The organism is Colwellia sp. BRX8-5 (genome assembly GCF_014077325.1).
Classification (GTDB): domain Bacteria; phylum Pseudomonadota; class Gammaproteobacteria; order Enterobacterales; family Alteromonadaceae; genus Colwellia_A.
Genome location: NZ_JACGVR010000033.1, coordinates 21,497 through 47,716, shown reverse-complemented (window position 1 = coordinate 47,716; position 26,220 = coordinate 21,497). Strand labels below are relative to the sequence as shown.

Here is a 26,220-nt window from a genome sequence, read left to right as displayed (position 1 = left end):
CTATTGCTATTGCTATTGCTATTGCTATTGCTTATGCACATGGGTCAAAGGCGTCATCCCCGTGGTGTATTAATCGGGGATCCAGTTACTAAGTGATGGTTCTTCGATAAGATACTTCGAAGATGACGTTTACATAAAGCTCTTGGGTTAACTACATAGGCATGAACAAACATGAGTAAGAGACTTATTAAAACATTACCTATTATTATTATATTCCTTGCTTGGTTTTACACCTATTACCAAGGAATAGTTACTTCGGTAAATGTTTGGATTGCGTCGGAAATATTTAATCATTGTTTTTTAGTGATTACTGGCGCCTTTTTTCTTATTTATCAAAAGCGAAGACAACTTAGTCAACAACCTTTCACACCCAATTATTGGTTACTGATTCCTCTTGTCGGCACTTTAATCCTTTATACTTTTGGGCTCGTTGGTGATATTCGTTTATTTATGCATATTGCTACCTATGTTTCTTTACCATTAATTATTTGGTTTTTTGTGGGTAATCAAGCCGCCAAAATCATCTTTTTTCCTCTTTATTTCATGTTGTTTGCTATTCCTGTAGGTGAACAACTCATACCATATTTGCAAGAACTCACAACTGATTTAGCTGTTCCCTTACTCGAAATGACAGGCGTACCCATTTATAGAAATGGGCTGTATTTAGATATTCCAGCAGGGCGATTCTTAGTAGCCGAAGCCTGCTCAGGAATCAGTTTTCTTATTGCCTCTATTGTTTTTGGTAATATATATGCGTATCTCTCATTTCGAACATTTCCTAAGCAATTACTATTTGTTCTTATATCAATAATTGTACCTATTTTGGCTAATGCGTTAAGAGTATACGGAATTATATTAACGGCACACTTAACAGATATGGAATATGCAGCGGGTGCTGATCATCTTATATATGGTGGTGTTTTTTACGCGATTATACTTTTTTTACTGATAGTTATTGGAGAGAGATTTAGAGATAAAAGCATGAACCTGAATCCATCAATTCAAAGCAAGACTGATAAAAGTGACAAATTATTAACAGCTTGGTCGGCAACGAGTGTTGTTATTACTGTTTTTGTTTTGCAATTTTTTTGGTTCAATTCAATTGAAAATAACAGACTAGTAATTAAATCACCTTACATCATTAATACTCAATCATTATTTAGTAATATCGAAAACAGAAAATCAATAAAATGGCAGCCAAGTTTTCCTCAGGCAAGTGAAACTCAACAGGGAAGTCTTAACTTCAGTGAAAACATATCAATAGATTTTTTTATAGCGGCATACACTAATGGCACAGGCGAACTTATTTCATCATTAAACAAGCTGTATGATGCAGACCGTTGGACATTAATTAGTACAAAAAATATTAATATTAAAGGCTCTAAACAACAAGCACAGATTAATCAATTAGTATCCCCAAGCGGTGAAAAAAGAACTATTGTACATTGGTATCAAATATCAGATAAATTCTTTTCTAACAAGGTAAAAGCGAAGCTCTTTCAAACGGTTAATTCATTGCTTGGGAGACCAAACAATGATGCTTTAGTTGCTTTTTCACTACAGGGGTCGAGTAATTCGGAAAGTCCTGATCAAGATTTAATGAAATTTATAGAAAACAATGCTGAAAAATTTCATCAGATAATGCAGAGCAAATAGCATGCATAAGCTACCTAAACTTCTAAATTATTTTGCTAGATTAGCGCAGAGTTATGACATCCCTGGTAAATATCGTTTTTACGAAGCAACTAAATATAAATTTAATCGTCATTTAATCACCTACAATATAAAAGGCAGCGAGTTTTCAGTCCCTTGGGATCAGTGGTGTTTTTGGAAGAACTATGGCCCAGAAAACTATTATTTAGATGAGATACTTCCCTTTACACAAATGTTAAATGACCAATTAACTACTTTTGACTTTATAGATTTAGGGGCTGATGTTGGGGTTGTGTCATCGTTGGTAAATAAACACTGTACTGCTTTAAATAATATTATTGCACTAGAGCCTAATCCTACTGTTTTTGGTGTACTTAAGCAGAATTTACTTAATATCTCGGTAAATCATCTGGCGTTTAAAAGCGCAATCTCTAATTTTGATGGTTATGGCGAATTTAACTTTAAAAGTGAACAAGGCTCAGATCACGAAGGGCACCTTGTTAATAACGTCTCAGGAAAAACCCAAGTTACTACTTTAGATTCTCTTATTAATAACAATAATATTATATTAGCAAAAAATATTGCGATCAAAATAGATGTTGAAGGGCAAGAAAAGGCAATGTTTGCTGGTGCAAAAGAGACTATTCAAAAAGCTGATAAAGTAATCATTCTTTTAGAGCTTCATCCTGCGGTGTTAACAAGAGATAAGCAAACTGCAGAAGACTTATTTAATGAGGCTGAAAAAATAAGGTCATTTAAATGGCTTGTGCCTATTCAAGATAATAAGCCCATTAATAGAAGTTCAAAATTTTATGATCAATTTCCAATACAACAATATGATGTTATTGGAATCGCTGACTAGTTAAGTTATCTAGGGGCTATTCTAACAATTTTTTTATTACTTTAGCAGGGTTACCTGCAACAATAGAGTAATCAGGTACATCATCAATAACAACGGCACCTGCAGCCACCACACAATGATCTCCAACATTAGCCATAATCAATGAACCATTACCCAACCAAGAGCCACTACCAATAGTAACTTTTTCGAATTTACCCCCCTGATCTTTAATGGGTTTAGTTAAATCACTAAAGTTATGCTGCCCTTTACCACTCATTATATGAACACCACTACCAAGCAGTGTATCTTGACCAATTTTACATTTCCCAATATTGCATTGTGGGCCAATATAGGCACCTGTTGATATTTGGGTATCACGTTGCGAGAATAACGTTAGAAAAGAAATAACAGCATCAGGGCTGCAAGTTTTCATTGAAAATCGGTAAAACCCTGCTCTCAAGTAACTACCACTTTTACCGGGAATTAAACTTAATAACTGTGAAAAAGTGCTAAAAAGTGAATCACTTTTTAGCAAAATATTTAGTAGTAGGTATATTAATGTTATAGGTGAAATAATTATTGCAGCAAAAAAATAAATAGCCTGTTTAATTATACTTCTCACGTTCTCATCCTCTAATAATTTTTAATCAGCGCATTAATAAAGCTAATATTTCTTTTGTTATTAATTCCATTAAAGCAATATCTTACCTTGATTCTACATTAACACGATAAAATATGAGGATAACTATACCTAAGAATAGTCAGCGCTGCATTATTTGTAGCTAAGTAATACTAATTTAAGGCTAATGCTTTTCTAAATTTAGATGATAGATTATTATCTTTAGTATTCAATTTATACATGGAAGAATTACCTGTGATCAGTAATATCGTTCCAACTATTATGTGCGGTGGCAGCGGCACTCGAATGTGGCCTTTATCTCGTACTATGTACCCTAAACAGTTTCTCTCATTGGTAAACGAAACAAGCTTGTTACAAGACACACTCTTGAGATTACCAGAAAACTGTAGTCAGTCGATTCTAATTTGTAATGAAGATCATCGATTTTTGGTGGCAGAACAAGCAAGAAGTTATGTAAAAAATCCGGCAATAATACTTGAACCTGAAGGACGAAATACTGCGCCGGCCTTGGCATTAGCGGCGATACAAGCGTTAGAAAAAAATAAGGACGCGGTTTTACTGGTTTTAGCTTCAGACCATGTAATTAAAGATACGGAACAATTTCATCAGGTTGTAGAGCAGGCTAACCAATTAGCCAACGAAGGAAAACTGGTAACTTTTGGTATTGTACCTACGCACCCTGAAACTGGTTTTGGTTATATTAAGCAAGGGCAAAAGTTAGATGAATTTGGCTATGTTGTAGATAAATTTGTAGAGAAACCAAATGCCCACCTTGCAGAAGAGTTTGTAGCTGCTGGTGTTTATTTATGGAATAGTGGGATGTTTATGTTCAAAGCCTCACGTTATCTTGAAGAACTCAAAAAATACAAACAACAAATTTTTACTCAATGTAAAGAAGCGATGGCTGATATCAATTTAGATATGGATTTTATTAGACCCAGCAAATCCGCATTTTTAGCATGCGAAGATGAGTCTATTGATTATGCGGTAATGGAAAATACAGACTCTGCCGTCGTTGTACCTTTAGATGCCGGTTGGAGTGATGTAGGTTCATACTCGGCATTGTGGGACATCACAGAAAAAGACGAGAACAACAACGTTATCAAAGGGGATGTGATCACTGTAAATTCAAAGAATTGTTATTTGCACAGTGATAGCCGATTAATTTCGACAATAGGCGTCAATAACCTCGTTATTGTTGATACTAAAGATGCGATATTAGTGGCGAACAAAGATGACGTTCAAGACATTAAAGCCGTTGTTAAAACTCTCAAAGAGAATAACATAGCCGAAGCCACCCAGCATCGTCTTGTATATCGACCTTGGGGGCATTACGATTCTATTGATATAGGCGAACGCTTCCAAGTTAAACGCATTACGGTTAAGCCGGGTGCCAAACTGTCGGTGCAAATGCATCACCACAGAGCTGAGCATTGGATTGTAGTTTCAGGTAGTGCCATGGTTACTATTAACGAAGAAACTAAGCTCTATACTGAAAATCAATCATGCTACATCCCTATAGGTGTCGTTCATGCACTAGAAAACCCTGGCAAGCTGCCGCTTGAGTTAATTGAAGTACAGTCCGGTAGTTATTTAGGTGAAGATGACATCGTTCGTTTCGAAGATAAATATGGCCGAGTTGAATAATTCGGCTTTGAATATCTAAAACTCGATCCCCGATAAAACACTTCGGGGATGACGGCGCATTGTATCTATACCGGTTTCATCCACCCGTCATTCCCGCGAAGGCGGGAATCCAGAACGAACTAATAAAACTCGATCCCCGATAAAATACTTCGGGGATGACGGTGTAATGAATTTATACCGGTTTCACCCACCCGTTATTCTCGCGAAGGCGTGAATCCAGAACGAACTGATAAAACTCGATCCCCGATAAAATACTTCGGGGATGACGGTGTAATGAATTTATACCGGTTTCACCCACCCGTCATTCTCGCGAAGGCGAGAATCCAGAACGAACTGATAAAACTCGATCCCCGATAAAACAATTCGGGGATGACGGTGTACTTAATTTATACCGGCTTCACCCACCCGTCATTCCAGCGAAGGCGGGAATCCAAAATGAACTGATAAACTCGATCCCCGATAAAACACTTCGGGGATGACGGCGCATTGTATCTATACTGGTTTCACTCACCCGTCATTCCCGCGAAGGCGGGAATCCAGAACGAGCACACAAAACGAGGCCACAAATAAAGCTTCAAATGAAAAACTGGAGCTATACTTGTATAAGTAAATATCTACCAAGGAAGGAAACGTGAAAAATCCAGCTACCTATATTCTCGCTAGCAAAAGAAATGGTACTTTATACATAGGTGTAACAAGTGATCTAATTAAAAGAATCTATCAACACCAAAACAGTGAAATTGACGGTTTTACCAAAAAGTATAACGTAAAAACATTAGTTTACTTTGAACTGTTGGAAGACATGATAACGGCTATAGGACGTGAAAAGCAGCTTAAGAAATGGAACCGAAGTTGGAAAATAAACTTGATTGAAAAAAGTAACCCAAACTGGCGTGATTTATATAACGAGTTACTTTAATAGGGCACCCAGAACAAGTACATAAAACTAGATCCCCGATAAGACATCTCGAGGATGACGGTGCTCTTAATTTATACCAGCTTCACCCACGTCATTCCCGCGAAGGCGGGAATCCATAAAACTGGTAAACAAACTGAAAAATAGCACGAGGATGACGGTATACAGAATCTATTTCGGCTTTATATTACACTAGGAAAACCAACGTCATCCACCAGTTTCACCCACCTGTCATTTCCGCGAAGGCGGGAATCCAAAAAGCAGATCATAAAACACACCAAAAAATGAGGTCATAAAACGAAAAAACTACACTTTACCATTCAAAACATCATCTAAAACCTGCAATTTACCTTCCCAAGAATACCTTTCATGTATTAACTTTAGCGCGTTAGCTTTAATTTTTTCACGAAATTCAGCATCACAATCAAGATGCTTTATACAGGACAAAAACTCATCTGCTGTACTGGCAATCAAAATGTCTATATCTTTAGTGCAATCAATTCCTTCAGCTCCCATAGGAGTCGAAATTACCGGTAAGCCACAAGCAAACCCTTGTAAAATTTTGTTTTGAACACCGCGAGCTATCCGAAATGGAGCAACAAAGTAATCAGACTGATGATAGTAAGGTAAAATATCATCAACAAAACCTGTAACTTCAATACCACTAATTTTTTCCAAATTTTTAACTTGGGAGGTTGGATTCATACCTGCAATAATAAACCTTGCCTTAGGGTACTCTTTTAATATTTTTTGCCATACATTTTCAACAAACCAAACAACTGAATCTATATTAGGCTTATAATCCATTACACCTGTAAATAACATTACAGGTGTATTATTGTTAGGAGGTGAGGCTGCAGGTACAAAAGAATCGGTATCCATACCATTGCCCATCGTTAGTACTTTCCCTGAGCTGTTAACTCTAGATTGAAATAATTCCACCTCAGCATCAGCTATAAAAAAGCTGGTGTCAAAATCGTGTGTAACTTTCTCTTCATAATCAGCTAAAACTTTTGCTTCTCGCTGATAAATCCATTTCATTGGCCAACGAGATGTTTCGGCGTACTGTCGCCACTTATCCGAATCTAAATCCATAAAATCCATTAGTAGTAATGGCTTTTTTGTGAGCTCCTGTAATGATTTACTCTTGTAAATATACTCAGCCATAGCGGAGCTTGTGCAAATTACAGCATCAAATTCGAGTTTAAGTAGTAAGTGATCAAGTTTTATTTGTAGATCATCAGAATAGAAATTGGCTACACTTAAAGCCTTTCCAGTCATTAAGCCCTTTATAAGCCTAACTGGTTTATTTGGTAAACTACTGTAATAAACATTATGGCAATATTCATCTGATAGAGTTTTGAAAAATGAAAGGTCCTCATCTTTTTCTAATGGTGCACATATACTGACTTGGTGCTTATCATGTAAATATTTTAATTGATTGAAAGTACGAATTTTTTCCCCTTTATTGGGGGGGAAGGGTACTCGTTGGGCTAGAAAAATAATATTCAATATATTTCCATTTTAAATTAAATGTTTCAATAATTAATTCAGGTTGTTTTTTATAATCGAGTAATAATAAACCAATTACCTCTAATGTTAAAACTATAAATAAGTTTTGATATTACATCGATAAATTCAATTAAAATTATTATCATAGCAAAAGTTAAGGTTCAACTTTCAGAAAAAATATTAAATCTGATTTTACATCCTACTTATTGTTTCCTCAGGCAGATGATGTTAGGGAAAGTATTTGTTAGTGGAGATAAAAACACATAACAATAAACCTTTTTTGATAGTTAAGCATCTGAGGATTTTAAATCTATAGATGCGAGCATAGGGATGAATAAAAGAGTATGATTATTCTTGCTTTAAATATAATTAATATTGAATTAATGTGTTTTATTATTAGTAAAGGATCTAATGTAACTGTGAAATTTTTTATAATTGTAATCGTTTTATGTTTATTTTCATGTGAAAAAGAAGATATTTCAGTTAGAGCTGAAAAATTTCGTTCATGTGATGGGATTTCACATGGGGCTACACAAGAGCGTATTCGATATCAGGTTTCTGATGTGCCTTCATCCAGCGGATGTAATGAGCAAACCCAAGTTCGAGAGTGCAAAGATGGATTATTTGGGGAGTGGGGCGGGGACGTCATCCATGAAACTTGTAGTATCGATTTTGCTTGTGAAAGAGCAAAGGAGCACAGGATAAGGTACAAAGAGCAGTATGCTACATCTGAGCATGCTTGCTCTGAGCTTCAAGAATCACAAGTTAGTCATTGTATTAACAATCGATTTGGTGAATGGTCAGGTTCATACATATATGAAAAGTGCTCAGTACTCAAAGAGCTCAGTTTAGATTCTTTTGAATATCAAGGAGGGTTTCGGTTATCGGTAAGTACTTTTGGCAAAACAGATGGCTCTAATTTAGATTATTCACCTGGTGTCATTGCATTCAATGCCAAAAATGTATCTTTATTTGTTGTTGGACATCACTCCGAACAAGGCATAGCTGAATTTAAGATCCCTATAGTAGTAAATAGTCGAAATATCAGGGACTTTAAAATAGGAAGTGAGGTTATCCAAAATTTTTCATTATTTTATAATACTCCACGGGTAGATACAGGTATTGAAAATTATTTCCGAGTTACTGGTATGCAACTTATTGAATCAGAATTGGTGGTGAATTATATTAATTGGTACGATGCCCCAGGTACAGAAACTGATACGACTATTGTTTTTAAAAATGCCTTTAATCTTGATCAGTCTTCAATCGTAGGCCCTTTTCAAATTGATGGTTCTGCCCATGCTGCTGGATGGTTAACTCCAATACCTGAGTATTGGCAAGAGAAGTTATTAGGAACATACATCAGTGGTTATTCAGGAGGCTCTATTGCTTCCAGACTTTCTATTGGGCCTTCAGGATTCGTACTTATGCCTGAACTAGATTTACTCAATAAAACTGTAGGAGGAAGAGTTTCAGCAATTCCGGTTTTAGACTTTAGCTTGACTAATATGTTATATAATAAGTCTGTTTATGGGGATAGCTACAGTAATTCTAATGACATTCTTTATAATAAAAATTTAATGAATGATTTATGGACTGCTATATCTGGAGCATCTTATGGATTTATTGTCCCAGGAACAAATACATACGCTACTCTAGGTTATTCTGGAGGATTTAAGTCTGGGCTAGGTTACAAAATTGTACAAGATACAGGTAGGCTTTGTGGGGGGCCTTGTGCTTTGGCACAAAATGATATTTATAATTATTTCTGGCTTTGGCACGTTAGTGATTTGGTCAAAGTTAAAAATGGTGATCTCGCCCCTTATGATGTTAGGCCTTATGACTACGGGATATTAGATACCATATCTAAAGCTCAGATTACGGGTGCTACTTTTGATGCTGAAAGCATGAGTTTGTACATTTCCTTAAAACAGGGTGATACAGTTATGAAATACCCTAGGCCCCCGCTATTTTTAAAGTATAAGATCAATATTTGATGCTCTCTAACTCTTTTATTTTTTAGCTGCTGTGAGGTCCATAGATTGATAAATCAAATGTTTAAAAATGCTTCACTGAAAAATATAGATATATATAATTAACCCATATTAATAGAGTTATTGTTAGGGCAATAAACACAGCCGCAGATCCTAAATCTTTTGCCCTTCCAAGTAGTTCATGATGATCAAAGGATATTTTGTCAGCTAAAGCTTCAATAGCTGAATTTATAATCTCTATTAGTAATAAAAATAAAAGGGAGCAAATTAATATCACCCAATTTGTTAATGTTTCAGAAATGATAAAACTAAAGGGAAACAAAATACCACATAAAATCAGTTCCTGCCTGAATGCCGCTTCATTGATGAAAGCTGCCTGGAATCCTTTAATAGAGCATGAGAAAGCTCTCATTATTCTAATGATCCCTGAACCGTTAGCATTCGCGTGTTCCTTATTATCTTTTTTACTCATTTTTTTTCCATTAATTATATAATAATTTATCTATCATTGCTCATTGCTCTAGCTATATTTGATTGGGACAATACTTCCTTCATTTTTATCAAAAAATCAACCATATCTAAGTTCGTATTATTATTAGATAACTCTGCTTGCCCCCCATTTCTAGAAGAAATACTTCTATTTACATGATTATTTCGAACTGTTATCTGTTGAGAGTCTGTAAAACGATATTCTATAGCTCTATGATAATCGTGCGCCAAGTATATATAGTTCCCCTCTATTAATGTTTTTGGGCTACTTTCTAAAGCAATACCTGTATCAGCAAAATGATGGCCGTTGTTAGAATGAAATATGATATTGTTACTTATTACCCCTGCAAAATTTGAAAACTTAGCACCCTCGATATTCCCCATTCCGAAGCCAATACCTCTATCGGAATTTATTATAATGTTACTATCAACTAAATTGTTTTGTGCATTTCCCCATAAATGAATAGCATACTCTGATATTTGTTGTTGTGGGCTTGCTATAGATTTGAATATGTTATGCCTAATTAGCCAATTTGTGACCCCGTGGGCATCGATACCGCCGATATAATAATTTGGACCAATTCCTGCGGTATATTCAAATAGACAGTTTTCTATTACACCAGTTTCGGATGGTCTGTTTTTTGCACCAGTTGTAACTTTAATTAGCTGTTGGTAAGAGTTTTGAAGTATACAGTTCCTAATAATTGGAAAGTTAGCCCCCATCTCACCTTTTATTTGTATAAGATGATTACTAACCTCTTTTAGAGTTACTCCGTCTAATAAAAAACCGGCTGCTTGTACGGTAAATATATTCATTACACCTGAACTTTTGAGCATACCGTTTCCCTTGAGAACAACTTTTGAAGGGTCCCCACTAAAAGAAATAATAAAAGTATTTGGTCTTGTTATCATTATTGTGGAAAGTATTTCATAAATACCATCCTCAAGAATCAAAACATTTTCACTTGATTTTTTTGAATTGATGTTTGTTATAGCAGCATTAAGTTCTTGTGAATTTGAAATGTAATACTTCTTAAAATTGGAAGGTAAAAACTTCCTTATTCCTCTTTGTAAGTATTTTATATTGGGGTTGAATCTTTTCTCACTTAAACTAGCTTCAACTATAGTGATTTTAGCGTTAACCTTATGTTTGGGGTTTTTATATATATAATCACTAATCATAGGGAGTTTATTTAACACTTGTAAAGATAAGCTTTTAAAAGGGACAAAAATTACTATTATTGCAACGAAGGCGCCTAATACCATACAAGGTAAATATACTTTCATAAATCGCATTGGTTTTAGTTCCCTATAACAACATTATTCATTCTAGGAACGAATAATGTTGATAGTCATTTTTTTGGAAATAATTTTTTTATAAGTAATTTTTCTGACTTAGATAATATTAAAGCAACAAATATAGAAGCGAAAAAAGATAAAGTACACAATACTATTGCCATTAGCTCTGAGTTACTTGCCATAGCCCAGTCAATAAAAGGGGTTCTTAGAAAAGCATTGACAAGGAATAGTTCCATTGATAATGCACCTAAAAATAATAGAATATTTTTTAAAATGTAATTACTCTTGATTAAGGGAGTTATATAGCTGAATAGTGCTAAAAGTAAGATTAGAAAGCTAATATGATTGACATACCAAAATACTTCATAAAAATTACCTAGTATAAATAATGCTAACGATAAAATTAAAATTAAAGGATTAATTTTAATTTTATCGTTGCTAGCTAAATAAATTCCTAAACAAAATTCGGGCAGATGGCCTATTACAGTATAGTAAATATTAAGTTCACCAATTTTACCGCTAAGAAGCGTGCTTAGTATTATGCTACAGGAAGTAATCATGACTAGTGCAAGAGTGTTCCACTTAGTAAAGCAAAAAAGTAAAAAAGGAAAAATAATATAAAACTGAAATATAAAAGGAATAAACCACCATGGGCCAACTGGATTTAGAGCTTGCCCTGGAATAAAGTTTGAGAGTAGTGTTAACTTCAGTAATACACCGTCTAATCCCCAGTATAAAATCTTTAGTGGTCCTAGCAACTCGCCTCCAGTTTTAATCCAACCTTCTACTATAACCCAAGCTAGGATAGCTAAGATAAAAGCGGGGTAAATCTTTATTATTCTCTGGCGAATGAAAGGCCAATAGGATATTTTTGCTAATAGGTGTTTTTTTGTTAATCCGTAAGCACTTAGGAAAACAAAAATTTGTACACCAAAATGACCTAAAAAAGATGCTAACACCCTCAGGATACTCTCAGGTGAATCTGATATTAAATATATAAAATCTAACGTTCTTTCTAGCGAGAACGAAAACTCATTTTCTTTAGGCTTTGGAAATAAGTGCATAAAGTTATGAGTTACGATCATTAATATGGCAATTCCTTTATACAGGTTAGAGTCAACCTTATCTAATAATCTCCAGTACATATCTTAATTCCGTCGCTTCGTTACATCAGTGTTGAGAGAGTTAACGCTCATATTTGAATCTACATAGGTAATAGAGCTTTGGCCTATAGCTTTCTTACAATAATCATCTGCAGTTAGCTCGGAAGCGGTAATTCCCGACCAAAAAGAAAATATACATTCAAAATAAAATAAAGAAAAACCTCGATACTTTTCTAACTCAAGTTCTCGTTTAGAAGAAATAACTAATGGTACTTTAAGAGATGATAACTTAGGAGGGAGGCGTAGATCATGGCTAAGGCTCATTTGTCCATCAGGATCACCTAAGCCATGGTCTGCAAAAAACATGTATTCTCCTTGCACTTCTTCTAGTAGTTTAATTATTTTTGACTGAATATAGTCCGTATATAGAATACTATTATCATAAGCATCTAATAATTTATTCGTGCTATTAAATCTCGAAAATTCAGCAGGGTAACGATCAGAGAAGTTCATATGAGAACCGTAAAAGTGTAAAATCACTAATCTTTTATCGTTAGTTTTAGGTAATGTAATAATTTCACTTAGTTTTTCAAAAAGTACATTGTCATACTGTACTCCAGCTTCATCATTAGAGAGGAAAAATGAATAATCTGCCTGGTCAGCAATTGCGGAAACAGAAAAATCCCATTGGCTAAATTTTGCTTGATTAGATAACCAGTATGTTTTGTAACCTGCATCTTTCGCTAAATTGATAATGGATTTAGATAGATCATTAGTATTATCAAATTTTGTTAATGATGCTGGCACTGAACCATAGGTATTTGTGCCCGCAGAAGTTACATGTTGAATGACTTCAAGCTCAGGTATTTGATCTAATAATGGGGTCGTTTCTCTGTGATAGCCATAAAGCGACATATTGCCTGCTCTTAATGACTCACCTATTCCTATTACGAGTAAACTTGGAGAATCTTTTGTTGCTTTCACATTACTCCAAGTCGACTCAAGAACAACTTCACTGTAAAGTATGTGGTAAGTATCTGTTATAGCTCTTAAAATATGCAATGGAGGTAATCTCCAGGCTGTTTTTTCTACCACGTAATATTCTACTATTGAGTACCAAGAAGAATATCCTCTTGCTATGCCAGAGTTTAGATATACTTTTTTTTGTGTCTGTGCGTCTTTTGAAAAAGAATCAGTGACAGTGGGGATAATTAAATAACAAAAACCAATAATAGTTAGAGAGTTAGAAATATTATTTTTTTGTATCAAAGGTAATATCAGGAAAATTGAAAAGATAAAAGTTGAAAAGAGTATTACAAATAAATTAAATTTAACGAAGGCAAAAGCTTCTTCAGGGGAGGTACTTATAGCACTAATTAAAGCACCAACGGACATTGGACTGCCGTATGCAAGCTGAATAAAAAATGCTGAAATAATTGATGTGATCAAAATCACTTTAAATATTGTTGAACGCTGTGTTACACAGATAAGACCATATAACATACTTGTTTGTAAAAAAGCATGGAGGAGTAATTTAATTAGCGTATCAGCAGGCTTATATAAATTGATAATAATCATTACTAGAAAAAGCAGAGTTGGGAAAATACACAGGCATGCTAGTTCCTTTATTTTAAATTCTTTTCTTTTAAGCAAGTTATCTTTTCCTTTTGATGGTGAGCGAATTTTTAATGTCAGAAGGACTATTGTTTAGTGATAAGTTACAAGCACAAATTATAAATAAAATTAACCAATAAAAAACCTCGAGTCTAAATGCATCAATAAAAGAACCAGCGCCCATAAAACATAACATAGATGCCTGTAATGCAATTATTAAGTAATAAACTTCAAGATCTTTTTTATTCAATGCATCTTTTATTGTTAATTTCATACGTCTATACATAGATATTAATAGCAATATAAAAAATGAGAAACCAATCCATCCCAACTCGGATAATCCTTGAAACCACATTGAATGAACAGCTCTTAGAGATAAACCTTCGCTTTTTGCAGCATTAAGCTGGGTAGTACTGAGATACTGCGGACTCACTAATTGATATCCCCAAATCCCCATTCCTAGAGGATGGTCTTCAAGCATATCAAATGTTTTAAGCCAAAAATTCATTCGTCCTTCACCATCAGCATTTTCATCGACTTCTGCTTCACTTTCAATACTGTCCATTCTGTCCAAAAATAAGTCGTCTGCAAACCTGATAACCGTTATTACCATTAAGCTTGATAAAACAATGACCATCAAGCGCTGTTTAGGTAATTTGAATCTAGAAAAAATCATATAAAAGAAAAAATAACAGGTACCGGCCCCTGCACCAATCATAGCCCCCCTGCTATTAATTAAGATCATACCATTAATAATAAAAACGGCTAAAACAGCTAAAATCAATTTTATTTTTAAAGGTTTAAGCCAGATGAAATATAACAGTAAAGGAATCGCAGGAATCATTGATGCAGCAATACTATTTTCACCAGGTGCATCAACTGTCCCAATATTACCTATTCTTCCTACATCATTCCTACCAGCTGAAAATGCTTCGTAACCGATGTATGCAGAACCTAAAATATACACTAACAATGCATACTCTAATTTTTGTCTTGTATCAATAACCCTAAAAGCTATATACATTATAAGCAAAAGTTTCAAGTAGCTAGCAAGGTAAGTTCGATGTAGAGCCGGATCAATCGCGACAAGGGTAACTAAAATATAATAAACAGCCATGGCTACAATCCATTTAGCTTCTGGAATGTTGGATAGTTTATTTGTTTGACATTTCTTATTATATATAATAAATGAGCCAAACATAAACACTACTGAAATGAATGAGAAGCTAATATTGCTCAAAGGGCCTACCCAATAACGATCATTTGGGTTCATAAAGTAGATAAGTTGATATAAATAGAAGCCGTAAGTAGGTCCAATAGCTAGTGCTGCATATAAGCCATATGCTAATACGATTAAGAATAATAATAATAATTTAAACATGTCAAAATACGCTTCATAAAGTACAATTCTACAATTAAATGATATCAGCTTATTATCGTAGCTGCATTCAGTTAAATTTGATTGCTAACTATGACCTCATTTTTTATAGTATTCAACTCTAAAGTACTGTATTTTTGATGTTTATAATAAACTTAAATTTTTAAATTACCAATTTATAGGCTTAATTACTTATTCTTATAGTAATTACTTGACCCGTAATTATTAAGGTTAATAAATTAATATGAATACAATTGTAAACTTTATATCTAAATTGCATGGGCATTCTCGTTTTATTTTTGTCGACGTATTTTTTGAAATGTTATTGAAATTGGCTTTTAAGATTAGGTTTTTTGGAGATATAGAAAAATTTAGAAATGAGTACGTCTTATCTTATAAGTCGTTCAGTGCGACTAAGCCCTTTATTAAAGACCCTGAGCGCTTTTTAAAAAATATGGCCATTATTCAGGCTTACCCTAAGGATGGAAGAAAAGGTATTTTAACTATTGCCTATAATTATGCAATACCTTCCTTTATGTACCTGTTTGATTATGAAAAAATAATGGAACGCTATCATTTAGTACTAGAGCCGAGTACAGCACGATTCCTAATGCCTGAAATTCTTATATGTGACGAACTAAAGCACCCTGTTTATGTACAAGCAGGGGAGCCTAGAGATGCACAATTTTTAACGCGTTTCAGTCAAACTCTCATACCAATTCCAATTGCAGCAAACTGGTGGCTAAATACCAACACTTTTAATGATGAAGTTAAGGTCAGCAAAGATATCGATATACTGATGGTTTCATCGTTTAATAAACTAAAACGTCATAACGTATTGTTTAAAGCATTGAAAAAACTTAAAAACAGGGATATTAAGCTTAGCGTCGTTTTAATTGGCTATGCCGGTGGTGAACTTACAAAAATTGATTTGGAAAAAATAGCTTGTGATGTAGGTATACAGGATCAAATAACGGTGATAGAAAACATTGGCCCTGAGGAAGTCGCTCAGTATTACCGTCGCTCAAAGATCAATGTACTTCTTTCTAAAAGAGAAGGCAGCTCAAGAATAATTATAGAAGGTATGCATTGTGGAGTGCCGATATTATTACGGGAGGGATTTAACTTCGGATACAAGTATCCCTTTATTACCAAGGAAAGCGGTATGTATTTTAAAGACGACACTTTGGATGAATCAATTCTTACATTACTTAAAAAAGTAGATGAAGGCAGTATCAATACTAACAAAGTTATTAATGATTTAGGAATTAATCCCGTACATGCATGTGAAATCATGAAAAAGTGTATTTACGGTGAAAATACAATTATGGATGTTCACCCAAAAGCTAGCGGTTTACATGGTATGGAATATTTAATTGAGAATGTTGAAAATATATTTCAAGAAGAATATCTCTTTTTGAGTTCTTGTTTCATAAGTAAATAGTTATTAGAAAATATAAAAAATTCGTTGGTTTATGGGGTGATTGTGTTTATGTTATACAAATTAGAGTCACTTAGAGGGGTTGCTGCCTGTTTAGTGGTACTTATTCATTCAGCATATAATTTTGGCGTAGAGCCTATTCTATTTGTGAGTAACAGCTACTTATTTGTAGATTTTTTCTTCATTCTTTCAGGATTTTTGATGTGCTATGCGTATGAAGATAAAATACATTCTGGATTTAAATTTTATACATATATAGCCCTCAGATTGGGCAGGATTTACCCTCTTCATATATTTGTTTTATTGTTATGGATACCCTATATTTTAATCAGGCAATATTTATATCAAACTGGTTTTGGCGGGGTCGAACAACTTGATAAAAATAATATATATACGTTTATTTCAAATATTTTCTTAGTACAGTCTCTAGGTCTCCACAACTCTTTAAGTTGGAATTTTCCAAGTTGGAGTATTAGCACTGAATTTTTTGCCTATATATGCTTTTTTATTCTTACAGTTACTCTAGATAAAGCAAAAAAAATCTATGTTCCTTTAATCATTATTGCCGGTTGTTATGTTTTTCTGCAGCAACTAAACAGATCTGGCTTAGATATTACCTATGATTTTGGCAGTATCCGTTGTATTGGCGCCTTTTATATAGGCGTTTTATCCTTTAGGATTAAACAAAACGTTAGAAGTACTAATTTGACTATATCGAGTGTTAATATTTTAGAAATAATGGTACTGATAGCGATCATTGTTGGTGTTACTATGGCTGAACAGCATTATGGGTATTTATACTTTTCCCTCTTTAGCTTTGCGTGCGCCATTCTTATATTTTCCAACCAAAAAAACGGGGTACTAGGTCAATTTTTATCATTTAAGTTAATGAGGAATATAGGAATGTGGTCTTATTCTATCTACTTATTACATTCCATCATTCTTGGGGGAATAACTAACATACTTGAATATGTATTTAATATAGATCCTAACATTCCCCAAGGGATAATCGCGATTATTATTAATTCATCGGTGTTAATTATCACAATCATATTGTCTAAATATTCATACCAACTTATTGAAAAAAAATATAGAGACATAATTAAGCTTAAAGTATGGAAAACAACTCATTCACATAATTAAATAAAATTTTCATGGGTAAATTAATTAATAAAGTAGCAATAAAAGTATTGGTCGTGAGCGTCTGGCTAAATGCATCTAACAAATGATCCTTGGTTTACGTAAATTACTTCAAAACAATTTTGGAGAAATTTATGGGAACTATGCGCAGCCAAGATCAATGGAAAAACCTTTTCAAAGAACAAGAAAACAGTGGCTCAACCATTGTTGGTTTTTGTCGTCAACATCAAATACCCACTGCAACATTTTACGCTTATCGCAAAAAACTAGGCGTAAGCCAAAGCGCTTTTATTCAAGCAAAGATAACACAACAAGTGGAAGTATTTTCTAAACCTGAGCCAATATGTATAAACGTTGGTAATATATCGCTGAGTTTACCCAGTTCAACTCCCGCCTCTTATTTAGTTCAGTTATTACGTGAGTTGATGTGATGAACATATTTTATGATGCACCCGAGGTGTTCATTCATACTCAGTTTGTTGATTTTAGAAAATCAATTAATGGCTTAGTGGGCATTGTTGAAGCTGAACTCGTTCGTGATGCATATACCGGCACCTTATTTGTCTTTTGTAACAAAGCCAAAGATAAACTAAAAATTCTTTATTGGGATAAAAGTAAGCGCACAATTAAGCAGTGCGCTTAGCTATAATCGAAGTCTAGCTGCACATTCCACGGCATTAAATCTGTTAAATCATCATCGTCACTTTGACGTGCGGGCAATGTTTTGAATAAATGCTGGAAGTAATAATAAGGATTGATGTCATTGGCTCGGCACGTCATGACGATACTATAAAGTGTCGCACTTGCCTGTGCACCATTGACTGATTTTGAAAATAACCAGTTTTTCCTGTTATGTTAATATCAACATAACAGGAATTATGTGCAGTTCCCCGTTATGTTAAATTGCTTTGCATAACTACCTTCAATCCTATTATAAAACTCGATCTTCACTAAAAATAGTATCAACATAATACGGGATATTCTTGCTACAAAGGAGTTATCCCATGCTGAAGTCGTACATTCAAACATCACAAGTTGTATTAGCTAAAAAATATATAGCCGAAACAAGTATTTACACTTACATTCGGTATTTAGAAGACAATGGTTATCCGACCAAAACAGCTCATGATTATTTTGGTGCTGTTATACATTTTGCCCAATGGCAGTGGCAGAGAGGCTGCTCAGGTACGGAGATTACTATTCAGGATAAAGTAAATTTTCTCGATTTACACCTACCAAATTGTAAGTGTCTTGAAGGTTATCCTAAGAATAAGAAGGCCAATGCAGCGGCATTAACACATTGGCTTAGAGAGGTAGGTCAATGCAGTAAAGACGAATCAGAACTCAATGTTCAAAACAAGTTAATTGCGTCATTTAAGCACTACCTTCAAGATGTTGTAGGTTTATCCGAGGCAACAATATTATACCGATGCCGTTATGGCTATGAATTTTTGAAGTGGCTACAAACTAAACCATCAATACAAATGAAATTGATTAATGCTAAGCATTTGTCTGAGTTTATTTGCTTTCGTGCCACACAAGTATCACCGGCAACAGTCGCTGCTATAGCTTGTTCATTAAATTGTTTTATTCGCTTTTTAACTACAACAGGTGTTTGCCAACTAGAAGAAAGACTTTATGCACCCCGGCTTAAGCTGATGCACAGCCCCCTCACTAGGAAACCTTTATCTGACACAGAACTTAATCTGTTACTCAGCGTTATTGACCGCCGTTGCTCAGTTGGCAAACGCGATTATGCCATAACGCGTTGTCTTTGTGATTTAGGGCTGAGAACCATCGATGTGGCTAAGCTCACATTGGATAATGTTGATTGGAGAAAGAGAGTCGTGACATTGAATTCAAGCAAATCACGCAGACAGCATAAGTTACCAATACCAGATACTTTGATAGCCGCATTAATCGATTATGTAACTAGCGCCAGACCAACGACAAAAACACGAAATATTTTTGTTTATCACCGTGCACCTTTCGGGAGACCGGTTAAAGCAACCACCATCAGAGGCGTGGTACGTAGAGTTTTTTCAAAAGCCAATTTTGAGCCTTCACAGAGTCAGGTCCACCGTCTCAGATATACGATGGCAACTCGGCTATTAGTGAACCAAGTACCATTAAAGACAGTGGCTGATGTTCTCGGGCATAAGTGCATTGATACAACTATACGATACACTTTTATCGACCTTGAAGGGCTGAAATCTATCGCGCTTCCTTGGCCAGGAGGGCTTAAGCGATGAACTGGACTTCTTTGGTTGAATCTTATTTACTTGAACGTCGCCAATTGGATTATTCGCTAGTCAGCGAGGGCCATTATTTGCAAAACTTCGCTCAGTTTGCTGAGCGGGAACGAGTAACATCCTTAACCGTTGCATTGGCTTTAGGCTGGGCAAACTTAGCTCCTTCGGGCTCTGATATCGCCATTGCTCGGCGTTTTTCACTCTTAAGGCCATTCTCTCGTTACTTAAGTTGCAGAGGATACGACTCGGTATTGTTACCAACACACTTTATTGGCCCAACTCATCGCCGCTTGCCGCCATTTATATTTCATGATTCGGATATTATTCGGTTAATGTCTGCATCGGATAAATTGATCCCGTTAAATGGCTTACGGCCAGATACGATTAAAACGCTTATCGGATTATTAGCAGCAAGTGGACTGCGACCTGGTGAAGCCGTTAGGTTACAAACTGAGGATGTAAATTTAAAAACAGGGGAGCTCACAATCCTCAATAGTAAAGGGTGGAAACAGAGAGTTATTCCAATATCACCAACCGCGACAGTAGCCCTGCAAGCTTATTGCCAGCGACGGGAAGCACTTAATCCGCTTAGTCTAACAGGATTTTTCTTTGAATTTGATAACTACCAACCTCTTAATATTCGTTCCGCTGATTATGCATTTAAGGTGATTCGCAAAGCGATAGGGTTGCCTGTAAAGCTAAATGGCCAACGGCCCAGGCTTTATGATTTGCGGCACACTTTTGTTTGCCGAAGGGTAATTGATTGGTATCGAACTGGAGAAAATATCAATAATCGTATTGCGCAACTGTCGCACTACCTAGGGCACAAAAAAGTGAGTGATACCTATTGGTACATTACAGCAATACCGGAACTAATGGCTTGCGCAGCAAACAAGGTTAAAGAAATTGATATATCAGGAGGTTCATTATGAAGTCGTTACCAACCACAATCGATTTGGCTCAACTATTAAAAAAATTCTTTTTTTCCTATTTGATTAATCAGCGCAGAGTCAGTAAACATACCGTAAGCTCTTATAAAGATACATTCAGACTGTTACTGCCATTCATCGCAACACAGCTAAAAAAGCCTGTATCAGAGCTCAGCCTAGTAGACATAAATGCTGAAGCGGTTATCTCATTCCTCCAGCACCTTGAAACACACCGTAAAAATAAAGTAAAAACCAGAAATGCTAGACTTGCAGCGATCCATTCATTTTTCAACTATGCGGCCACGCAGGAGCCAGCTGCACTAGCAGATATCCAACCGGTCTTGGCCATACCCGAGAAGCGAACAGACAGATTCTTATTTGAATATCTAGACAATATTGAAATGACAGCTCTACTCAAAGTGCCGAATTTGGCCACTTGGTTCGGTCGTCGTGACCATGCTCTATTGTTGACTCTGTATAACACAGGGGCCCGGGTTTCAGAGATCGTCAATGTCAAAATAAAAGATGTTGATCTACGAAGGCAACATGCGATACATCTTCATGGAAAGGGTCGCAAAGAGCGCATTGTGCCACTATGGCCGCAAACGGTTACAGAGCTTAATGCCTGGCTGATTGATTTGAAACCTGATGTTAACTCAGCGCTATTTCCAAACCGTTATGGTGAATCGATTACAAGATTTGGCGTTAATCAGCGATTAAAAACTATTGTTAAATCGGCATCAATAGAATGTATTACATTGAAGGGAAGAAAAATATCACCACATTCCATCCGGCACTCAACAGCCATGAACTTGTTACAATCAGGTGTTGATTTAACTGTCATTGCACTTTGGCTTGGACACGAGAAAATTGAAACGACCCATCAATATATGGAAGCCAATTTAGAAATGAAAAGGAAAGCACTCGAAAGCCTCCCGTTGATTGGTGAACTACCAATAACCTCATCAAACGGGGCATCTGAAGATATTTTAACATTTCTAGAAAGTCTCTGATTATGTGTATGGTTAATATCGCGTTAGTCACTAAAACAGTGGCTTCGCGAAATTAACTTAACATAACAGGGAACTGCACATAATTCCTGTTATGTTAATATTAACATAACCGAAAGAACTGGTTATTCTCCAATACGCCTCGGGGTGCAACGGCTAGTGCGATACTCTATAGCATAATTGAAACAGCAAGAGCCAATGGCTTGCTGGTCGATAACTATTTGCAAACCTGTTTAGATGAGCTTGCTAAGAAGCCGGAAACTCTTACTCACCTACTGCCTTGGAACTTCAAGCAAGGCTAGACGCATTTCCCCACACGCTTACTCTGCAAAAACTTTATTTTAAGCTTACTTCCAGCCATTGGAATTTATCAATAAGGCTTAAGATAACATCAGGTTTGGTGTTTTTTTACTTGAACCGCCTTCAATCAATGAATTTTAGACGAGAATGCGCCATACAGTCTGGCAATATTGCCTCTTTTGTTCGTATGATGCTACCAATCAACTTTCAGGTAACCATCATAACCATCAAGGTAATTAACCACAGAAACAATGGATCGTGAATTGTGATAATCATAGAGGGCAATATTTGATTGCTGTGTGCAGGGGAGAGATGCTAACATTCTAATTCACCTATATGTAATGGCATCAGTCCTTCATTATCGCATATTATCCAACCTGAGATGGTTTACGGCTCAGCTAAATAGCGTACGGATTTACCATTATTTATTGCCTAGGTAACCCCCTGTGTCAGGATAGTTGTCGCCTCAATTAATTTTATAAATAAACAGAGGGCGGTAAGTTTAAATAAGTGGATTATCAAAGGTATTCAAGTCAATTTAAAGAAACAATATTAAGCAAGCTCAGTCAAAGTGGTTTATCAGTTAGAAAGTTTGCAACGCAAGAAGGCATAAACATCTCAACCCTGTATAGTTGGCAAAAGCAATTTAATACCTCAGGTTTAAGCGTGACAAAAGTAAGTTCATCAGATAAGTGGTCAAGTGAGGAAAAATTTTCAGTTGTGTTGTAAACAGCCACACTATCGGAAATTGAGTTAAGTGAGTATTGTCGAGTGAAAGGTTTGTATCCTGAACAAATCAAAGGATGGAAACTCGCTTGTATCGCACGAAATACAATGACTAAACAGGTAAAAAGAGTAAAGACTACGCCTGAGCAAAAGTCTGACAAAAATCGTATTAAAGCGTTAGAACGTGAGTTACGCAGAAAAGAAAAAGCCTTAGCAGAGACTGCCGCATTGCTTGTATTAGGAAAAAAGTTCGATGCCTATTGGAAGGAAAAAGAGGACAGCTAATTTCGCTGACTGATAGGCAAAAGCATGCACAGTTGGTCAGTACCGCTGTAGCGTCGGGAGCGAGACAAGATAAGGCCTGTGAAGTTATTGGTTTCTCAACTCGAACGCTACAACGTTGGCGTATTGATGGTGCTATTGGTGAAGATAAAAGGCCCGCAGCCATTAGGCCAGAGCCTGGGAACAAACTGAGTGAAGCTGAAATACAAGCAGTGATTGATGTTTGTAACAGCGAAGAGTTTGCTTCATTACCGCCAAGCCAAATTGTACCGATACTCGCTGATAGAGGTGAATATATCGCTTCTGAGTCGAGCTTTTATCGTGTATTGTATGCTGAAAATATGCTGCACCACCGAGGTAAAGCTAAGCCAAGAAATATCCATAAAAGACCAACAAGTTATACCGCTAAAAAGAAGAATGAAGTGTGGAGTTGGGATATCAGTTACATGCCTACAGCGGTGATAGGTCAACACTATTACCTGTACATGATTGAAGATATATACAGTCGTAAAGTAGTCGGCTGGGAAGTTCACTACAACGAAACAGGTGAGCAAGCGGCAGCACTACTAGAACGTAGTGTTTGGGCAGAGAAATGCTTGAAGAAAGACGTAGTGTTGCACTCTGATAATGGGGCACCGATGAAGAGCTTGACGATGCGAGCTAAGATGTACGATTTAGGTGTTGTTACCTCACGTAGTCAGCCAAGGGTAAGTAACGATAATCCGTACTCAGAATCACTGTTTAGAACGGTAAAGTATCATCCTCGTTGGCCTAGCGAAGGTTTTAAATCGTTAGATGAAGCTAGGAAATGGGTAAAAGAATTTGTTTATTGGTACAACAATGAGCATCGCCATAGCAGGATCAAGTTTGTGACGCCATGCCAGAGACATGATGGTCTGGATGTTGAGATACTAGCGAAGCGAAAAGTGTTATATCAGACAAAAAGAAATGAACATCCAGAGCGATGGTCAAAAGAAGAGCGAAACTGGCAGCCAATAGGCGCTGTGGAGTTAAATCCAGAGCAACGCAAAGAAGCTGCTTAATAATTTAGGCGACAATTGTCTTGAAAAACACCGGTAACGTCAAACCGTATTGCTATTTCCTATTATAAATTATTTCTGGTGGCGATAATCTTAGTAATCGGCGTGGTCGGAATAGGGTAGAGTCTACCCTTGGATTTGAAAATACTTCATCTTACAGCGATAGTTTTTCCTTAGCCAAAGTATTATGGCACCCGCTTAATTTCCTATAAACGTAAAATGATACCGTTAGTATTGGATGCTAATGACAAAAATCAACGATGGTTAATTGACTGATTACTTGATCTTTAAAAATGGTTTGCTATTTAGTTTGGCCTTTTTCATTCCAATAAGTATCTCCAACATTTTTTGAAGTAACTTGTTTAATCTCCGCATTATTCGTTAGATGTATTTAGCCGGACGTTCATATTACTAGTGTCACGTATTAGAATTATAATACCTTGTATAGCTAATGTTCTTTATATAAATATATTTCTAGAGAGGCTACTTTAGTAACGTTTGTTAAATGAGCTATACCATCAAAAATCACCATATTTTGAATTTCTTCAATATTGACTTGGCGTAAATAACTTCATTCATATTACTAAAATAAGGGATCTTAAAGATAACCAGAGTGAAAATGATATTAATAAGTACAAACATACCTCCTAAAAATAACAAAGATATAACGGCGATATCTGAACTATATGGCTTGGCAATTTCAACTAGATATATAGAGACGAGTGTTGAAGCTGCCGCAGGTAAAGTTAGTTTTAATAAATTTATTAAACTGAAATGAAAAAAGTGATTGGTTATGTATAGTAAAGCTATACAAAAAGACAACAGAAGATAGTTTCTATGTAAGGTAAATTCTTCTACACTTCCTCCAGGAAAAAACCATAAAATTATTATTAATATAACCATGGTGATAGCGTCAAATATAAATACTTGTTTAATTTTAGCAAGTGCAAGCATAGACGTTTCAAAGTAGTGATTTATACTCGTAAATAATACGCTAAGGCCAAGTATACTCATTACATTATAAGTATTAATCCATTTTTCTCCCAGTAAAAAGTTAACAATTAATTCAGGAAAAATATAAATAAACATAGATAATGGAAATATAATGCTAAATGTAATAAAGAAACCTTTTAGAAAACGGTCTTTGAATACTACAGCATTATTTTTAGACTCGGCAAGAGCTGAAAATACTGGCTCAATACTTGGGATTATTATATCATTGGCAGGAATGTAAGCTATATGTTTAGACATATGGTAACGACCTAAATCAGCGATACCAAAAAAATTTGAGACCAAAAATGTATCTGCTTGAGAACGTGTGAAGCCAAATATACCTTTAATTAACATCCATTTAGAAAACACCCATTGTATTTTGATATTTTCTTTGCTTAATCTTGGTTTATATGGAGCTATAACGTAGGACCCCAACACAGCAATCGCCATTGAGGCTATATCTCCAGCAACTATAGCCCAAAATGATTGTTCAAAGATAAGCACTAACATCACGATGGTAAATGAAAATATTTTACGAAAAGCTTCTAGTTTTGTAAATGCTTTAAAGTCAATGTTTTTTTTAAGCATATAAAGGTTTGGGTTAGTTAGTGCACCAATAGGTAAAATTAGGCTAGATGCCCATAAGGCCCACTTTAATTGTGGTTCATTATAATATTCACTAATGTAGGGAACACAAATTATAAACAATAACCAAATTATAGACTTTGTAATAATATCTAAGGTAAACGCGGTATTAAGAGTATTATGGTCAACCTTTGTTTTTTGAATTATGTATTGTTCACTACCCGTCTGAGTTAAAATTTCGAAAAAGAGCCCCACCAGTGTCAAAATTGCTATAAGTCCAAAGTCCTCAGGTAAGAGAACTCGGGCTAATATCATGGTACTTATTAAGCCTATACTGCGTTGAAACAGCCTTAATGAGAGCATTAAGAAAGAACTATTAACGACTTTCTCGCTTATATCAGACATTAATTATATTCCTGTGAAATAATCTGTTTTT

At 35.4% G+C, this 26,220-nt stretch carries 21 protein-coding genes and 3 pseudogenes; 14 read left to right on the top strand and 10 right to left on the bottom strand.

Annotation, left to right across the window (positions count from 1 at the left end; all coding sequences use genetic code 11):
• The first annotated feature begins 171 nt into the window (after positions 1-171).
• Entirely contained in the window at positions 172-1,656 is a 1,485-nt protein-coding gene (gene xrtA / locus H4J62_RS16775) for an exosortase A (RefSeq protein ID WP_182217688.1), read from the top strand.
• 1 nt (position 1,657) lies between these two features.
• Positions 1,658-2,515, top strand: coding sequence for an FkbM family methyltransferase (locus H4J62_RS16770; RefSeq protein ID WP_182217686.1), 858 nt, complete (start codon positions 1,658-1,660; stop codon positions 2,513-2,515).
• Between the two features lie 16 nt (positions 2,516-2,531).
• Here H4J62_RS16770 and H4J62_RS16765 read toward each other — a convergent pair whose 3' ends face one another.
• Positions 2,532-3,116 carry an acyltransferase gene (locus H4J62_RS16765; RefSeq protein ID WP_182217684.1) on the bottom strand — a complete coding sequence of 195 codons (585 nt, stop codon included), beginning with the start codon at positions 3,114-3,116 and terminating at the stop codon, positions 2,532-2,534.
• Positions 3,117-3,353: 237 nt separating this feature from the next.
• Between H4J62_RS16765 and H4J62_RS16760 the strand changes: the two genes are divergently transcribed.
• Positions 3,354-4,781, top strand: coding sequence for a mannose-1-phosphate guanylyltransferase/mannose-6-phosphate isomerase (locus H4J62_RS16760; protein ID WP_259364691.1), 1,428 nt, complete (start codon positions 3,354-3,356; stop codon positions 4,779-4,781).
• 631 nt (positions 4,782-5,412) lie between these two features.
• Positions 5,413-5,700 carry a GIY-YIG nuclease family protein gene (locus H4J62_RS16755; protein ID WP_182217683.1) on the top strand — a complete coding sequence of 96 codons (288 nt, stop codon included), beginning with the start codon at positions 5,413-5,415 and terminating at the stop codon, positions 5,698-5,700.
• 303 nt (positions 5,701-6,003) lie between these two features.
• Here the strand turns inward: H4J62_RS16755 and H4J62_RS16750 are convergent, their stop codons facing one another.
• Positions 6,004-7,209 (bottom strand): TIGR03087 family PEP-CTERM/XrtA system glycosyltransferase, encoded by a 1,206-nt coding sequence (locus tag H4J62_RS16750; RefSeq protein ID WP_182217681.1) that lies wholly within the window; start codon positions 7,207-7,209, stop codon positions 6,004-6,006.
• 344 nt (positions 7,210-7,553) lie between these two features.
• Here H4J62_RS16750 and H4J62_RS16745 point away from each other — a divergent pair, with 344 nt between their 5' ends.
• Positions 7,554-9,206, top strand: coding sequence for a hypothetical protein (locus tag H4J62_RS16745; RefSeq protein WP_182217680.1), 1,653 nt, complete (start codon positions 7,554-7,556; stop codon positions 9,204-9,206).
• Between the two features lie 61 nt (positions 9,207-9,267).
• On the opposite strand, the gene H4J62_RS16740 is transcribed toward H4J62_RS16745, so the two are convergent.
• The 5 genes from H4J62_RS16740 to H4J62_RS16720 are packed head-to-tail and all read right to left on the bottom strand — an operon-like array spanning position 9,268 to position 15,089.
• A complete protein-coding gene (locus H4J62_RS16740; RefSeq protein WP_182217678.1) occupies positions 9,268-9,675 on the bottom strand; it encodes a diacylglycerol kinase in 408 nt (135 codons plus the stop codon).
• A 26-nt stretch (positions 9,676-9,701) separates the two neighbouring features.
• Entirely contained in the window at positions 9,702-10,988 is a 1,287-nt protein-coding gene (locus H4J62_RS16735) for a right-handed parallel beta-helix repeat-containing protein (RefSeq protein WP_182217677.1), read from the bottom strand.
• A 56-nt stretch (positions 10,989-11,044) separates the two neighbouring features.
• The gene (locus tag H4J62_RS16730; protein WP_182217675.1) at positions 11,045-12,136 is read right to left on the bottom strand and encodes an acyltransferase; all 1,092 of its coding nucleotides are present in this window, start codon (positions 12,134-12,136) and stop codon (positions 11,045-11,047) included.
• A gap of 3 nt (positions 12,137-12,139) precedes the next feature.
• Entirely contained in the window at positions 12,140-13,747 is a 1,608-nt protein-coding gene (locus tag H4J62_RS16725) for a phosphoethanolamine transferase (RefSeq protein ID WP_182217673.1), read from the bottom strand.
• A gap of 1 nt (position 13,748) precedes the next feature.
• Complete coding sequence (locus H4J62_RS16720) at positions 13,749-15,089, bottom strand: O-antigen ligase family protein (RefSeq protein WP_182217672.1); 1,341 nt, start codon at positions 15,087-15,089, stop codon at positions 13,749-13,751.
• Between the two features lie 241 nt (positions 15,090-15,330).
• Between H4J62_RS16720 and H4J62_RS16715 the strand changes: the two genes are divergently transcribed.
• The 4 genes from H4J62_RS16715 (at position 15,331) to tnpB (ending at position 18,310) form a co-directional block, all read left to right on the top strand.
• Positions 15,331-16,530, top strand: coding sequence for a glycosyltransferase (locus tag H4J62_RS16715; RefSeq protein ID WP_182217670.1), 1,200 nt, complete (start codon positions 15,331-15,333; stop codon positions 16,528-16,530).
• A 48-nt stretch (positions 16,531-16,578) separates the two neighbouring features.
• Positions 16,579-17,670, top strand: a complete 1,092-nt coding sequence (locus H4J62_RS16710) for an acyltransferase (RefSeq protein ID WP_182231351.1) — start codon at positions 16,579-16,581, stop codon at positions 17,668-17,670.
• Positions 17,671-17,801: 131 nt separating this feature from the next.
• Complete coding sequence (gene tnpA, locus H4J62_RS16705) at positions 17,802-18,098, top strand: IS66 family insertion sequence element accessory protein TnpA (RefSeq protein ID WP_182217667.1); 297 nt, start codon at positions 17,802-17,804, stop codon at positions 18,096-18,098.
• Complete coding sequence (tnpB, locus tag H4J62_RS16700; protein WP_182217665.1) at positions 18,098-18,310, top strand: IS66 family insertion sequence element accessory protein TnpB; 213 nt, start codon at positions 18,098-18,100, stop codon at positions 18,308-18,310. Before tnpA ends, tnpB begins: the two co-directional genes overlap by 1 nt.
• On the opposite strand, the pseudogene H4J62_RS16695 reads toward tnpB, so the two are convergent.
• Positions 18,307-18,516, bottom strand: a pseudogene (locus H4J62_RS16695) (transposase domain-containing protein); the annotation flags it as partial. The gene tnpB and the pseudogene H4J62_RS16695 sit on opposite strands and share 4 nt — an antisense overlap.
• 155 nt (positions 18,517-18,671) lie before the next feature.
• On the opposite strand from H4J62_RS16695, the gene H4J62_RS16690 reads away from it, so the two are divergent.
• The 4 genes and pseudogenes from H4J62_RS16690 to H4J62_RS16675 form a co-directional block, all read left to right on the top strand.
• Positions 18,672-19,919 carry a tyrosine-type recombinase/integrase gene (locus tag H4J62_RS16690; protein WP_182217663.1) on the top strand — a complete coding sequence of 416 codons (1,248 nt, stop codon included), beginning with the start codon at positions 18,672-18,674 and terminating at the stop codon, positions 19,917-19,919.
• Positions 19,916-20,851, top strand: coding sequence for a tyrosine-type recombinase/integrase (locus H4J62_RS16685; protein WP_182217661.1), 936 nt, complete (start codon positions 19,916-19,918; stop codon positions 20,849-20,851). The genes H4J62_RS16690 and H4J62_RS16685 overlap by 4 nt, the downstream gene beginning before the upstream one ends.
• Complete coding sequence (locus tag H4J62_RS16680; protein WP_182217659.1) at positions 20,848-21,861, top strand: tyrosine-type recombinase/integrase; 1,014 nt, start codon at positions 20,848-20,850, stop codon at positions 21,859-21,861. Before H4J62_RS16685 ends, H4J62_RS16680 begins: the two co-directional genes overlap by 4 nt.
• Before the next feature lie 110 nt (positions 21,862-21,971).
• A pseudogene (locus H4J62_RS16675) lies at positions 21,972-22,160 on the top strand (transposase domain-containing protein); the annotation flags it as partial.
• Positions 22,161-22,351: 191 nt separating this feature from the next.
• Here H4J62_RS16675 and H4J62_RS20525 read toward each other — a convergent pair.
• Complete coding sequence (locus H4J62_RS20525; protein WP_259364700.1) at positions 22,352-22,480, bottom strand: hypothetical protein; 129 nt, start codon at positions 22,478-22,480, stop codon at positions 22,352-22,354.
• 188 nt (positions 22,481-22,668) lie between these two features.
• Here H4J62_RS20525 and H4J62_RS16670 point away from each other — a divergent pair.
• Positions 22,669-24,209: pseudogene (locus tag H4J62_RS16670) on the top strand (IS3 family transposase).
• A gap of 522 nt (positions 24,210-24,731) precedes the next feature.
• On the opposite strand, the gene H4J62_RS16665 reads toward H4J62_RS16670, so the two are convergent.
• A complete protein-coding gene (locus H4J62_RS16665; protein ID WP_182217657.1) occupies positions 24,732-26,189 on the bottom strand; it encodes an oligosaccharide flippase family protein in 1,458 nt (485 codons plus the stop codon).
• Positions 26,190-26,220 lie beyond the last annotated feature (31 nt).